General features: G+C 70.4%; 12 protein-coding genes. 1 reads left to right on the forward strand and 11 read right to left on the reverse strand.

Annotated elements, in window-relative coordinates; genetic code table 11:
• Positions 1 to 113: 113 nt before the first annotated feature.
• The 4 genes from AC2YHJ_RS23835 to AC2YHJ_RS23850 all read right to left on the reverse strand — a co-directional run bounded on the left by AC2YHJ_RS23835 (position 114) and on the right by AC2YHJ_RS23850 (position 4679).
• Positions 114 to 1868, reverse strand: coding sequence for an ABC transporter transmembrane domain-containing protein (locus AC2YHJ_RS23835; RefSeq protein ID WP_487398679.1), 1755 nt, complete (start codon positions 1866 to 1868; stop codon positions 114 to 116).
• Between the two features lie 206 nt (positions 1869 to 2074).
• Positions 2075 to 2854 (reverse strand): SDR family NAD(P)-dependent oxidoreductase, encoded by a 780-nt coding sequence (locus AC2YHJ_RS23840; RefSeq protein ID WP_487398680.1) that lies wholly within the window; start codon positions 2852 to 2854, stop codon positions 2075 to 2077.
• A gap of 338 nt (positions 2855 to 3192) precedes the next feature.
• Complete coding sequence (locus AC2YHJ_RS23845) at positions 3193 to 3540, reverse strand: hypothetical protein (RefSeq protein ID WP_487398681.1); 348 nt, start codon at positions 3538 to 3540, stop codon at positions 3193 to 3195.
• Between the two features lie 167 nt (positions 3541 to 3707).
• Positions 3708 to 4679 carry a Bug family tripartite tricarboxylate transporter substrate binding protein gene (locus tag AC2YHJ_RS23850; protein ID WP_487398682.1) on the reverse strand — a complete coding sequence of 324 codons (972 nt, stop codon included), beginning with the start codon at positions 4677 to 4679 and terminating at the stop codon, positions 3708 to 3710.
• Positions 4680 to 4825: 146 nt separating this feature from the next.
• Between AC2YHJ_RS23850 and AC2YHJ_RS23855 the strand changes: the two genes are divergently transcribed.
• Positions 4826 to 5719, forward strand: a complete 894-nt coding sequence (locus tag AC2YHJ_RS23855) for a lytic transglycosylase domain-containing protein (protein WP_487398683.1) — start codon at positions 4826 to 4828, stop codon at positions 5717 to 5719.
• Here the strand turns inward: AC2YHJ_RS23855 and AC2YHJ_RS23860 are convergent.
• From AC2YHJ_RS23860 to AC2YHJ_RS23890, 7 genes are read right to left on the reverse strand one after another with little or no spacing between them, the layout of a single operon-like run.
• Positions 5679 to 6908, reverse strand: a complete 1230-nt coding sequence (locus AC2YHJ_RS23860; RefSeq protein ID WP_487398684.1) for a glycosyltransferase family 87 protein — start codon at positions 6906 to 6908, stop codon at positions 5679 to 5681. The two genes, AC2YHJ_RS23855 and AC2YHJ_RS23860, sit on opposite strands and share 41 nt — an antisense overlap.
• 9 nt (positions 6909 to 6917) lie before the next feature.
• Entirely contained in the window at positions 6918 to 7676 is a 759-nt protein-coding gene (locus tag AC2YHJ_RS23865) for a tetratricopeptide repeat protein (RefSeq protein ID WP_487398685.1), read from the reverse strand.
• The gene (locus AC2YHJ_RS23870) at positions 7676 to 8635 is read right to left on the reverse strand and encodes a type II secretion system F family protein (protein ID WP_487398686.1); all 960 of its coding nucleotides are present in this window, start codon (positions 8633 to 8635) and stop codon (positions 7676 to 7678) included. Before AC2YHJ_RS23870 ends, AC2YHJ_RS23865 begins: the two co-directional genes overlap by 1 nt.
• A 3-nt stretch (positions 8636 to 8638) precedes the next feature.
• Positions 8639 to 9598 carry a type II secretion system F family protein gene (locus AC2YHJ_RS23875; protein ID WP_487398687.1) on the reverse strand — a complete coding sequence of 320 codons (960 nt, stop codon included), beginning with the start codon at positions 9596 to 9598 and terminating at the stop codon, positions 8639 to 8641.
• Positions 9599 to 9600: 2 nt separating this feature from the next.
• Entirely contained in the window at positions 9601 to 10968 is a 1368-nt protein-coding gene (locus tag AC2YHJ_RS23880) for a TadA family conjugal transfer-associated ATPase (RefSeq protein WP_487398688.1), read from the reverse strand.
• Between the two features lie 2 nt (positions 10969 to 10970).
• Positions 10971 to 12203 carry a CpaE/TadZ family protein gene (locus AC2YHJ_RS23885; protein ID WP_487398689.1) on the reverse strand — a complete coding sequence of 411 codons (1233 nt, stop codon included), beginning with the start codon at positions 12201 to 12203 and terminating at the stop codon, positions 10971 to 10973.
• The gene (locus AC2YHJ_RS23890) at positions 12193 to 12549 is read right to left on the reverse strand and encodes a hypothetical protein (RefSeq protein ID WP_487398690.1); all 357 of its coding nucleotides are present in this window, start codon (positions 12547 to 12549) and stop codon (positions 12193 to 12195) included. The genes AC2YHJ_RS23885 and AC2YHJ_RS23890 overlap by 11 nt, the downstream gene beginning before the upstream one ends.
• Positions 12550 to 12554 lie beyond the last annotated feature (5 nt).

Consider the following 12554-nt stretch of genomic DNA (forward strand, 5'->3'; position numbering starts at 1 on the left):
ACATCGCCCAAAATCCAGCACTGCCTGACATCAAGCGCGGCCGATGGCATTCCAAAGGCCACTGGCCTTTGGCGGGAGGGGTTCCGGGGAGGGCGGCGCCCTCCCCGCGCGCCTCAAGCGTCGGTGAACTGCAACGCCGCCAATCGCGCATAAAGCCCGGCTTCCGCCAGCAGCGCCTCATGCGTCCCGGTGGCGACGATCCGTCCGGCTTCCATCACCACGATCCGGTCCGCCCGTCGCACGGTCGCGAGCCGGTGCGCCACGACCAGCGTGGTGCGCCCCTTCGACAGCCGTGCCAGCGCCGCCTGCACCGCATGTTCGCTTTCGGCGTCGAGCGCGCTGGTCGCCTCGTCCAGCAGCAGCACGGGCGCGTCCCGCAGGATGGCGCGGGCGATGGCGATGCGCTGGCGCTGCCCGCCCGACAGGGTGACGCCGCGCGCGCCGAGATGGGTGTCGAAGCCGTCCGGCAGCGCGGCAATGAAACCAGCGGCGGAAGCGGCCTCGGCGGCAGCGCGGACATCGTCGTCAGTTGCGTCCGGCCGGCCGTAGCGGATGTTGTCGGCCACCGTCGCGCTGAAGATCACGGGGTCCTGCGGCACCAGGCCGATGCGGCCGCGCACCGCCTCCGGCGCCGCCCGCGCGATGTCCACGCCATCGAGCAGGATCGCGCCTACCTGCGGGTCGTAGAAACGCAGCAGCAGCGACAGCACGGTGGTCTTGCCGGCGCCGGATGGCCCGACCAAGGCGACGGTCTCGCCCGGCGCGACGTCGAGGCTGAAGCCGTCCAGCGCCGAGGTTTCCGGGCGCGACGGATAGCGGAAGGTGACGTCGCGGAAGGTGACGCGGCCCTCAGCGACGGGTAGTGCGACCGGGTTCGCCGGGGCGGCGATGGCGGGCTGCACGGCGAGGATCTCGGCCAGCCGGTCGGCCGCCGCGGCGGCGCGCTGGATCTCGCCCCACAATTCGCTGACGGTCGCGCCGGCACTCGCCAGCAGCACGGCGTAGAAGACGAAGGCGGTGAGGTCGCCGCCCGACATCCGCCCCGCGATCACGTCCTGCCCGCCGACCCACAGCGCGAAGGTGATCGCCCCGAAGCCGAGCAGGATGACCGAGAGGATCAGCGCCGTGCGCGTCAGCACGCGGCGTAGGGCGGCCTGCACGGAGCGTTCGGATTCCGCGCCGTAGCGGGCGCGCTCGGCCGGTTCATGGGTGAAGGCCTGCACCGTGCGCATGCCGTTGATCGCTTCCTCGGCGGTGGCGGCGAGGTCGGCGACGCGTTCCTGCGCGGCGCGGGACAGGCGGCGTTCGCGGCGGCCGAAGACGATCATCGGCAGCACCACCATCGGCACCACCACGGCCATCAGCCCGGCGAGCTTCGCGCTGGTCAGCACCAGCATCGCGAAGGCACCCGCGCCGGTCAGCGCGTTGCGCAGCCCCATGGAGATGGCCGAGCCGATCAGCGATTGCAGCAGCGCTACATCCGCGGTCAGGCGCGACATCAGGTCGCCGGTACGCGCGGTCTCGTAGAAGCGAGGATCGAGCCGCGTCAGGTGGTCGAAGACGGCGCGGCGGATATCGGCGGCGACGCGCTCGCCGAGCCAGGTCACGAGGTAGTAGCGCACCGAGGTCGCGACGCCGAGCGAGGCGACGATCATCGCCATGACGATCGCCGCCTGGTTCAGCGCGCCGGGGCCGCCGCGAAAGCCGTCATCGATGATCTGCCGCAGCCCCTGCCCGACCGCGAGCGTCAGCCCGGCGGCGGCGAACAGCGCGACGACGGCGCCGACGGCGCGCGGCAGATAGGGCCGCAGGAATGGCAACAGCAGCTGCAGCGATGCGACGCCGCGCCGCGTGCCGCTACCGGACATGGTTCACCAAGGCCGCATCAGCAGCGCCGCGGCGGCGCGACCGCTGCCAACGCCGCGCTGCGTTGCGCCGCTGAATCGGATCGTGCCCGCACGATCCGGGAGCGCACGGCGCGACCGCGCCCAGACCGCCCGTTGCCGCCAGCGCACCAGCGCAGGGCGCGAAGCCAAGGCCCGCGGATGCGGGCCGCCCGGCGTTTGAGGGCGTATCAAACGTGCTGACCACCATTGATGTGCAGTTCGGCGCCGTTCACGTAGGACGACGCCTCGGTGCAAAGGAAGTAGATCGCCTGCGCGACCTCCTCCGGCCGGCCGAGCCGGCGCATCGGGATCTGTTCCTGCACGATCTTCTCGGTGCCGGGGGACAGGATGGAGGTATCGATCTCGCCCGGGCTGATCGCGTTCACGCGGATGCCGAGCGGGGCGAAGTCGCTCGCCATCTCCCGCGTCAGGGCGGCGAGCGCGGCCTTGGAGGTCGAGTAGGCCACCCCAGCGAAGGGATGGACATGGCTGCCGGCGATCGAGGTGACGTTCACCACCGACCCCTTCGCCTTCTGCAGCGGCTCCACCAGGCCGCGCGCGAGCAGCAGCGGCGCGAAGAAATTGACGCGGAAGACGCGCAGCCAGCCCTCGATATCCATCTCGAGCGAGCCGAGCCGCGCGCCGCCCGGTCCCTTCGGCGAGATCGCTGCGTTGTTCACCAGCGCGTCGAGCCGCCCACCCTCGGGCTTCAGCCGCTCCTTGATCTCCTCGGCGGCTGCCTCGGTGGCGGAAGGATCGGTCAGGTCGAGCTGGATGTGGTCCTCGGGGCCCATCTCCCACGGGCATTGCTCGGGGAAGGGCTGGCGGGAGATGGTGATGACCCGCCAGCCGGCGGCGGAGAAGCGCTTGACGGTCGCATGGCCGATCCCGCGCGAGGCGCCCGAGAGCAGCAGCACGCGACGCGGCGCATTGGAATCCCTGGGTCGTCCCGCGCCGCTCATGGACATGCAACCGCTCCGCGCTGTTGAGGCGCGGCGGGTATAGCGCGGATGAGGGGAAGGCACACCCAGGCGCAATGGCCGCCCTTGGCGGCCATTGGCTGAGTCTTTCGTGCCTCAATCGCCGGCGCGCACGTCCGTGTGCTTGGCTCGCGCGCCCTGCACTGTGGCGTTGGGCGCGGTGCGCAGGATGGGCGCGGTCGCGCTTCGCGCTCGCGGCAAGGCCGCGATCCGATGGGGTCGCGGCCCCCTTTCGCTGTAGCGCCATGGTGCCCTGCGCCGGGCTTGCGCGCCGTGCGCTCCGAGGCCCGAGGCATGGCCTCGGGCCGACGGCCGGCGCTGATGCGTCAGGCTGCCAGGCGGTCCGGCGTGACGGGCTGGAAGGCGGCGGCCCAGGCGGGTGCGGCGCGCAGCAGGCGCTCGACCACAGCCTCGGGCAGCGTCTCGACATATTCGAAGGCGGTGACGGCCGTAGCGTCCCAGTGGCGGGCGATCTCGGTCACGGCCTGCACGGCGGGTTCGGCGACGCTCGGCAGGCGCAGCGCGCCAGCAGCGGCGAGGTCAGCGGCACGGCGGGCAGTGGCCACGATGCGGGCCGCCTGCTCCAGCCGGATGCGGGCCGCGAGGTTGCCTTCAGCCATCTCGGCGAGGCTGCGGGCCAGGGCGGCGGATTGCGGGCGGGTGGAATTGGTCATGTCAGTGTCCCCTTTCGGACGGTGCGCATGGCCTCCCTCACCACGCGTCTATGAGAAAGAATGGTTTGCCACTCCCGTAACGACAAGATCGAAGTTTAGAACTCCGGCATGTTGCATCTGCATAGTCGCCGGCCTGCCCAGGTTCGGGGGCAGGCCGGGGCGGCGGATCATTCGGGCTCCAGGCCGGCGGCGCGGGCCTGCTGGCCCCAGAATTCGACCTGCTGGCGGATGAAGGTCGCGAATTCGGCCGGGGTGGAGGTCACCTTCTCAATGCCGAACTCGCCGAGCCGCTGGATGGTCTCGGGCCGGTCCCAGACGCGACGGATGGCGGCGTTCCAGGCGCCGAGGATCTCCTCGGGCATGCGCGCCGGCCCGACCGCGCCCATGAAGGACAGCAATTCGAAGCCCGGCAGCCCGACCTCGGCAAGCGTCGGCCATTCCGGGAACAGCGGCGTGCGCTGGGCGGAGGTGATGCCAAGCGGCTTCAGCTTGCCTTCCTGGAGGAAGGCTCGGGATGCCGCGACATCGGCGAACATCGAACTGACGCGCCCGGCGATCACGTCGGTCATCGCCGGCGGGGAAGACCGGTAGGGCACATGCGTCACATCGACATTGCCAAGCCGGTTCAGCATCGCCGCGCCCACCACGCCCGTCGTGTTGCCCGAGGCGCAGGTGAGCTGCCCCGGCCGCGCCTTCGCCAGTGCCAGGAATTCCTGCATGGAGCGCGCCGGCACCTGGTCGTTCACCGCGAAGACGAAGATGTAGGTGCCCAGGCGGCAGATGGCGGTGAAGTCCGCGATGGCGTCATAGGTCGGCCGCCGCATCAGCGCCGGCGTCGCGCCATGCGGGCTGTTGGTGGTGACCATCACCGTATGCCCGTCCGGCGCGGCCCGGGCCGTGGCGATCGCGGCGATGGCACCATTGGCGCCGGGGCGGTTGTCCACCACCAGCTGCGTGCCCCATTCGTGTTCCAACAGGGATGCGAGGGTACGCGCCACGGTGTCCGTGCCGGACCCGGCGGCAAAGGGGACGACCAGGGTGACAGGGCGGGACGGCTTCCATCCACCCTGGGATCGCGCCAGCCCCGGGGCCAGGAAGGGCGCGGCCAGCATGGTCCGTCGAGCGATCGTGAAGGTCACGGGGGCGTCTCCTCAATGCCGTGTCGTTTGGGCGGGAAACTCGCAATCGCGGGCTGGCTTGTCCATCGGGGAAGGCCCGGCGCCAGGGGATAGCGCATGCGTCGGACTTGACCCGGCGCGGCCCGGCGGTCCATGACGGCCGCGCAATGCAGAAGCACAGACCCCGCGCCCTGCGGCTGCTCGGCCTGGTCCTGCCCCTCGCCGCGCTTGCGGCCCTGCCGCCGGCGCCGGCCAACGCCAATACGACCCAGCGCGGATCCGCGGCGGCGCGCCCGGCCGCGGCCCCGCGCCAGCAGGTCGCCGCCCGCGCCACGCCGGCCCCTGCCCCACCCGCACCGTCCAACGACCCCTGGGACGCCTGTGCGCGCGCCATCGCAGCGGCCGACCAGAATTCGGGCCTGCCGCCCGGGCTGCTCGGCGCCATCGCCCGGGTCGAGACCGGCCGCCGCGCGCCGAACGGCGGCGTGCAGCCCTGGCCGTGGTCCTTCAACGCCGCCGGCGAGGGCCGCTACATGGCCAGCCGCGCCGAGGCGGTGGCCGAGGTGCAGGCGCGGCAGGCCGCCGGCACGCGTTCAATCGACATCGGCTGCATGCAGATCAACCTGCTGCACCACCCCGACGCCTTCCCCAGCGTCGATGCCGGCTTCGATCCCGAGACCAATGTCCGCTACGCGGTGCGCTACCTGAAGTCGCTGTTCGCCCGTACCGGGGACTGGGCAACGGCAACCGGGCAGTACCATTCCTCAACGCCTGAGCGGGCGACCATTTACCACATGCGCGTCACGGCGGCGCTCACCGGCCAGGGGTTCACCCCCGGCCCCGCCCCCGGCGTCATCCCGCTGCCCGGCCCGGCCATGGCGGGGCTTTGCGCCTCGGGCCGCGGGGCGGTGCTGCTGGTGGGGGCGCAGACGCCCTCCCTGCGGCCGATCGTGGCCGTGCCTGCGGTGGAACTGCGCTTGCGCGGACGCCCGGCAGCGGCACCGCCGGCCCGGACGCGGATCATGTGCCTGCGGACAGCGAGCCGGTCGGCGCCGGGCTGAGGCTGGCAGCGACATTGTTGCGGCGCCACGCCATGTCGCGGTGCCAGGCCGACCACAGCACGATCCCCCAGGCGGCCGGCGCCACCAGCGGATGCTGCACGACGACGAGCAGCGCCGGCATCAGGCAGGCCAGCAGCAGCAGGGCCTTCTCGCCCGGCAGCCAGCCATCCCGCAGCGCCGCCCGCACGAGGAACAGCGCGGCGACCGGAATGGCCGGCGTGTCATAGCCCCAGACATAGGGCGTCAGCAGGTAGGAGGCGGCGATGGCTGCCGCGGCGCGGGCTTCCTCTGGGCCTTCCGGCCTCCGCAGCCACAGCCGGAGCACCAGCGCCGCGACCGCCAGGGCGACCAGGCCGTGCCCCGCCGCGGCGAGCCCTTCCCGCCCCGTCAGCCGCGCCAGGAAGACATAGACGGATTGGATGCGCGGCGAGATCTCCCCCGCCAGCATGCGATCGGCGTTGCCAGCGACCGAGGGAAGGAAGGCGCGCCAGGCCTCCGTGCCGAAGGCGGCCCAGGCGAGGCCCATCGCCACGAGCGCCACCGCCGCCGCCACGCCGAAGACGCGCCAGCGGCCGGTCAGGACCAGCAGCAGCGGCAGCAGCAGGCCGAATTGCGGCTTGACCGTCAGCAGGCCGAGGGCGAGGCCGGCCGCCGCCGGCCGCCGGTCCAGCAGGGCAAAGGTCCAGGCGAACAGCGCGGCGACCAGCAGCCCGTTCTGCCCGACCGAGGCCGTCAGCAGTACCGATGGCGCGGCCATGACAGCCACCACCGCCACCCCGCGCGGCAGCACCGACCAGGCGGCTGCGGCCAGCAGCAGGCCGGTCGCGACAACCCAGGCCAGCCAGGCCCAGCCATAGCCGAGCGGTGCCAGGGGCAGCACGGCGAAGAAGAAATGCGGTGGATTCAGCCAACCCAGCGCACCGCCGATTGCCTCCGGCGTGATGCCGAGCACCGCCGCCTGTTCAAGCCGGAATGCCGTCCAGTCATAGGCGATGGCCGCCTGCCCGGCCATCGCCAGGCGACCGGCGGTGAGGAAGGCCAGCAGGTCGGCCGTATTGGGTGTGCCTGACCGCAACACGGTGGCGGTCAGGACGAGCAGCATGTCGGAGGCGATCGTCACCAACCCGAGCGCAAGGACGCAGCGCCCGTCCACCCAGGCGGGCCATCCGGCGCCCTGCCAAGCGCGCACGAAGCGCGGTCAGCCCGGCCGGTCGTTCGGCGTGACCTCGATGACCTGGCGGGTGCCGCCGCGGAAGGCATCGCCGAGGGCCGCAATGTCGCCACCGGCCTCGCCGAGCACCGAACGCGCCGCCGCGACATCGCCCGTGGCGGCGAGGGAAATGGCATAGTTCGCCGTCACGCGGTCGGTCGCATCCGGGCGACGTGCCAGCGGCTCAAGAACCGCGCGCGCCTCATCAGGCCGGCCGTCGAGCAGCAGCGACAGGCCGAGATTATTGGCGATCGCGATGGAGTTGGGCGCCAGGGCCTGGGCCCGGCGGTATGATTCCTGCGCCTCCGGGTGGCGGCCCATCAGGTCGAGCGCGACGCCGCGTCCGTCCAGCGCATCGGTGTTGCGGGCGTCAGAGACAAGCACGCGGTCGAACAGCGACAGCGCCTGGCCTGCCTGGCCACCGCGCAGCCTGACGCGGCCGAGTTGGACCATGAGCGCGCGATTATTGGGCAGGCGTTCCACCGCAGCGGCCAGCACCTGCTCAGCCTGGGCGTGGTTGCCGGAACGGACCAGCGCAGCGGCAAGCCGTGCCTGGGCCTGAGCATTGTCCGGGTCGCGCGCCGCCGCGGCGGCATACATGGACAGGGCGACATCCATCTGGCCCTGGCTTTCGGCGGCCGCCGCGACGCGCATCCGTGACGCGGCGTCGGGATCGCGCAGCCCGTCGGTCGCGCAGCCTGTCAGCAGAAGCCCGAGGAGGCAGGCAGGAAGGAGCCGACTCGTCATTACTGCATTCCCGATAGGAGGCCCTTGCCAAGTTCCAGCACGGACGGCCCGACCAGCGCAATGAAGACCGCGGGCATGATGAACAGGATCAGCGGAATGACCAGCAGCGCAGGCAGGCGGATCGCCTTCTCCTCGATGCGCAGCATGCGGTCCTGGCGCATCTCGGCGGCCAGCACGCGCAGTGCCTGGGCGAGCGGCGTGCCGTATTTCAGCGTCTGGGACAGGGTGGCGCCGAGCCGCTTGAAGCCGTCGAAATTCGATCGTTCGGCGAAGCGTTCCAGCGCCTGGCGTCGGTCCGGCAGCATGCGCAGTTCCTGCACCAGGACGAGGAAGGAGATGGCGAGCGGTCGGTTGTTCGGCTCGATCTCCCGCGCCACGCGGTCGAGCGCGGTCTCGATGCCAAGACCCGCTTCGGCTGTCACGACCAGCAGGTCGAGAGCATCGGGCAAGCCCTTGCGCAGCTTCTCCTCATGCTTGCCCTTGAGGTAGCCCAGGGCGAAGTTCGGCCCGAAGACGCCGAGCAGGATGCCGCTGAACACGACGACGGCGGTGCGCGGCCCGTCGAAGTTGCTGACATGTGCGTAAACGTAGGCGCAGATCGGCAGCGCCACCATCATCACCGCCTTGACGCCAATGAAGGTTGGCACCGCGGCGCGGGGATTGAGGCCGGCCGCGGCAATGGCGACCTGGAAATCGGCGAGGTCCTTTTCCGACACCAGCGTCGTATTGCGCAGGATCTCACCCAGGCGCCGGAAGGGCGCCGCGGCGACAGTGCCCGTGGCGGTGGCTGCGGCCGCGAAGTTGGGCCCGTCCGTCCGCAGCACGCCGCTCACGCGGTTGGCCATGTCCTTTTCCTCGGCTCCGCGCGCCAGCACGATGGCCGCCAGGATGGCGAGGCAAACAGCCCCGACCACTGCCAGGATGGGCACGAGACCGCCGTCCATGATGAGGTCGATCATGGGTCAGTCCGATCCCGCCCGCTTGATCATCCAGCGGATCACTAGATAGCCGAAGACGGAGAAGCCAAGGCCGATCAGGGCGAGTTTCCGCCCGGTCGGATTGTAGAAGAAGTTGTTGATGTAGAACGGCTGGATCTGCGACATCGCGAGCGCCGCAATATACGGCAGAGCCATCAGGATGCCCGCCTGCATGCGCGCTTCCGCCGCCAAAGCCTTGGCACGCTTGGCAAGAGCGACGCGCTTGCGCACGATATCGGCGAGGTTGTCGAGTGTCTCGGCGAGATTGCCGCCGGTCTGCGACTGCATGCCGAACACCACCGCCAGGAATGAGAATTCCGGCAGTTCAGTGCGCGTATGCAGACGCATCAGCGCCTGGTCGATCGGGCGGCCGATCGCCACATCGCCCAGCATGCGTGCGAATTCGTCCCGCAGCGGATCCGACAGTTCCGCCGCCACGCTGCGCATCGCCTCGGCAACCGGCAGGCCGGCGCGGATGGCGCGCACCATCATCCCGATCGCGTCCGGGATCTGATGGAAGATCGCATCGACGTAGCGGTTGTGCTGCCAGGCGAATAGGCCACGCACCACGAAGATGCCAATGCCCAGTCCCATCGGCACGGCCATTTCGACCGACACCAGGAAGCGCAGGTAGTAGCCGAGCACGATCGCGAGCACGACGCCGATCAGCAGCGTCGCCCACCAGGGGATCAGTTGCTCCTGCGGCGTCTCCGGATTGAAGCGTAGGAAACGGAGAAAGTGCTCAAGCAGCGGGCGCCGGTCGGCGGTTTGCAGACGGATGCTCGGCAGGCCCGGCGTCTCTATATTGCGCAGGTCCACGAGCCCCGCACTGGCCACCCTTTCCCTCATCCGGCGGGCCTGGCCGGATTTCGCGAGCGTTATCAGGCCGGTGACCAGAGCCAGGGTCAGCAGCGCCCCGATGCCGAGGAGGTAGGAACGATCCATGCTCAGCCCTCCTGGAGCGCGCGCATCCAGGCATCGAGCATGCCGAAGTAGTTGAGCCGATCAACGAAGGCCGGCCGCATGCCCGGGGAAACCCAGGAGCCGCGCAGGCGTCCGTCGGCGTTCTCGCCTTCGTACTGGAAGGTGAAGATGTCGTTCATAGTGATGACATCGCCTTCCAGGCCGCAGATCTCGGCGACCTGGGAGACGCGGCGGCCGCCGTCGCGCATGCGTTCGATCTGCACGATCAGGTCCACGGCAGCGGCGATCTGCGTGCGGATGGCGCGGGAAGGCAGCGTGGACTGCCCCATCATCACCATGTTCTCAATACGGGTCAGCGCGTCGCGCGCGGTATTGGCATGGACGGTACAGAAGGACCCGTCATGGCCGGTGTTCATCGCCTGCAGCATGTCGAAGGCTTCGGCGCCGCGGACTTCGCCGACGATGATGCGGTCGGGGCGCATACGCAGGGCGTTGCGCACCAGGTCGCGGGCGGTCACCTCGCCGCGCCCTTCGAGATTGGCGTGGCGGGTTTCGAGGCGCACCACATGCGGCTGCTGCAGTTGCAGTTCCGCCGCGTCCTCGATGGTGACGATGCGTTCACCATGGTCGATCAGGCGCGACATGGCGTTCAGCATTGTCGTCTTGCCCGAGCCCGTGCCGCCCGAGATCACGACATTCAACCGGCAGCGCGAACCGATCTCGAGAATCCGCTGCACCGCCGACGACATCGATCCGTTCGTCGCCAGCGACGACAGGTCATAGCGCTTCTTGGCGAACTTACGGATCGAGATACAGGGCCCGTCCAGCGCCAGCGGCGGGAAGACGATGTTGACGCGCGAACCGTCCAGCAGGCGCGCGTCGCAAAGCGGGCTCGATTCATCGACGCGGCGGCCGACCGTCGCCGCGATTTTCTGCGCGATGGCCGAGACCTGCGCGGAGGAACGGAAGCGGACGTTGGTGCGCAGCAGCTTGCCACGCACTTCAACGAAGACATTCTCCGGCCCGTTCACCATGATGTCGTTGATGGTGTCGTCGGCCAACAGTGGCTCAAGCGGGCCGTAGCCCACCATGTCGCGCGCGATCTCCTCGGCGATGCGCGACTGGTCGCGCGCCGAGATCTCCATGCGCTCGCGGCTGGCGAGCTCATGAACCAGCGCATCGAGCTGCTGGCGCAACGCGAGGGGCGGCAACTCGCCGGCGACGACCGGATCGATCCGCTCCATCACCAGGGTGCGCAGACGGGCGAGCTCTTCGCTTTCCGACAAGGCGATATCGGCGGCGCTGATATTCACCGACCGGATCTCGTTGTCGGTCGAGATCGGCACCGGCAGGTGATTGGCGCCTTCGCTGCGCCGCCCGAACGTCCGCATGGTCAGCCTCCGCGCCCGAACAGCCGTCCGAAGAAGGAACGCGGCCGCTCGACCGAGCGCACCGCCGCGATTTCCTGCGACAGGGCGCCGAGCGCGCGGCGCAGCACCGGGCTGTCGCGCAGTGCCGGCCGGCCGAGATTGGCCGCGCGAGGCAATTGCCGCGGCAGGTCGGGAATGACCACCTCGGGCGAGGCACCGATGCCCTCGGAGATCAGCTTGATCGGCAGGTAGCCCTTGCGCCCTGCCCCGTTCAGCACGGTGATGACGCGCCCGGCCGAACCGGTCATCGACACCAGCTTCTTCACCGCGACGGTGTCGCGGATGCTCGCGACATCAGGGCCCAGCACCAGCACGACGTGGCGCGCGCGCTGCAGCGCCAGCCGCTCGACCGGGCCGGGCGGCATGGGCAGGTCGATCACCACGTGGTTGAAGCGCTGCCGCAGCATCTCGATGACCCGGCGCACGCCTTCCTCGGTCGGCTGCGTGTCGGATTCCATCGGCTCCTCGGCGGCGATCAGCCGCACGCGCTCACCGAGCGGCACGGCGACGCGATCGAGGAACAGACTGTCGACGCGATCCGGTTCTTCGAGCGCGACGCGCAGGCCCGAGGTGACGCGCGCGCCGAGCATCATCGCCGCCGCGCCGCCGCGCAGATGCAGGTCGAGCAACGCGACATGCCCGCGCGTCGCATCCTCCAGCTGCAGGGCGAGGTTGACCGCGAGCGTCGTGGCCCCGACACCGCCATGGACGCCGCAGACCACCGTCACCTGGCCGCCGCGATCCTGACCGCCATCGCCGCCACCCTGCACATGCGGGGCGAAGAGTCGGGTGATGGTGTCGCGAGTCAGCGGCTTATGCAGGTATTCATGCACGCCGACATTGCGCGTGATGTCGCGGTAGAAGCCGATCTCGGTCCGCTCACCCACCACCAGCACGCGCACGTCGGGCGTGCAGACGGACGCCAGATCGTCCAGCGCGCCGAAGGGATCCTCGATGCCGCTGATGTCCACGATCAGGACCCGCGGCGTCACCTCCTTCTCAAGCGCCTTGACGGCGGTGCGCACCGTGCCCCGGCGCAACTGCGCACCGAGCACGTCGCCGATGCCGCCACGGATCGCCGCCTCGCTCGCCTCGTCGGCCACGAAGGCCATGAGGGAGGGGCGATCAGCCGAGATGATCGCGCTGCCACGCTGCGCGTCGGGCACTTCGCGCAGGAAGCCGCGATCACCTCCCACCGGAGCCTCCACTGCCCGAACCGCCCGAGGTCACACCACTCGCGCCACCCCCACCGCCCTGACCGACATCGGTCAGGGTCATTTGCGGCAAGGGCGGCCGGGCGCCGCGCTGCAGGGCGCTGACCGCGGCCGCGCCCGCCGCGCCGCGATCCGTCGCCGCGCCGACACCACGCGTCAGGTGCGAGGGATCGGCGACCTGGGCGCGCAGGTTGCGGTCGTTGATGCCCTCGGCCTGCCAAGTGCCCGCCCGCTCGAAATCGGTGGGCGGGAAATAGGTGTCGGGCGCGCAGGCCCCGAGGCCAAGCGCCAGGGCCAGCGCGGAGATGGATGCGAGACGCCGGTCCATGCCAC

It is taken from the genome of Roseomonas sp. SRI_022 (genome assembly GCF_057586215.1).